At 30.1% G+C, this 458-nt stretch carries 2 protein-coding genes; both read right to left on the reverse strand.

The features are described from left to right. A partial coding sequence (locus tag FUA24_RS10795; protein WP_148542200.1) for an HIT family protein occupies positions 1–123 on the reverse strand: 123 nt, incomplete at its 3' end. 47 nt (positions 124–170) lie between these two features. After that, on the reverse strand, positions 171–458 hold a 288-nt coding region (locus FUA24_RS10800), incomplete at its 5' end, for a GreA/GreB family elongation factor (RefSeq protein ID WP_187388248.1).

Raw genomic sequence — 458 nt, forward strand, 5'->3', positions numbered from 1 at the left:
TATACATAGCGTATGCCCTTTACTGTTTGGATTAATATCTAAAAAGGCTAAAAAATCATCAGTTTCTGCTATTTTGTAGCAAGGTATTTCGCCATTAATTATTTTAGTAAAAATTGAAGCCATAGTTATATTTTAAACCTGTTAGTTAAAACTAACAGGTTTGTATGTTTTTATCTAGAAATTTCTACAATATCAAATTTCATTACACCACTTGGCACTTTAATTTCGGCTACATCACCAACAGATTTACCTAATAAACCTTTACCAATTGGCGAGTTCACTGAAATTTTACCAGTTTTTAAATCGGCTTCACTTTCAGCCACCAACGTATAAGTCATTTCCATACCATTGGTTTGGTTTTTTATTTTCACTTTTGAAAGCACTAAAACTTTTGATGTATCTAACTGAGATTCATCAATTAATCTTGCCGTAGAAAGTGTTTCTTCTAATTTAGAAAT

The organism is Seonamhaeicola marinus, from assembly GCF_008085455.1.